This window comes from Virgibacillus sp. 7505, from assembly GCF_002272135.1.
Classification (GTDB): Bacteria; Bacillota; Bacilli; order Bacillales; family Amphibacillaceae; genus Terribacillus.
In genome coordinates, this window is sequence record NZ_NPBF01000268.1 from 1 (window position 1) to 243 (window position 243).

Genomic DNA, 243 nt, shown 5'->3' on the forward strand with positions numbered 1-243 from the left:
TCAGATATGAAGCCTAGTGGCATGATGCCATTTAATGGCTACGAGTACTAAGGTTAATACGTTGGGCGGGCGTGAGCCTGCCTTACGTATTGAATAAGGAGGGACGAGCTATCCATTCACTGCTTGTAACAGGCTATAAAGCCCATGAATTGGGGATTTTCCAGGAAAGTCATCAGGGGGTCCACTATGTAAAAAAAACGATTGAAAACCGGTTGCGCCCTTTTATTGAAGAAGGGACGGAAT

Annotated in this window: 1 protein-coding gene; it reads left to right on the top strand. The window is 45.3% G+C overall.

Annotation, left to right across the window (positions count from 1 at the left end; genetic code table 11):
- Positions 1-89 precede the first annotated feature (89 nt).
- Positions 90-243 (top strand): SLOG family protein (locus CHH91_RS18910; protein WP_141234241.1); only part of this gene is annotated, 154 nt, incomplete at its 3' end.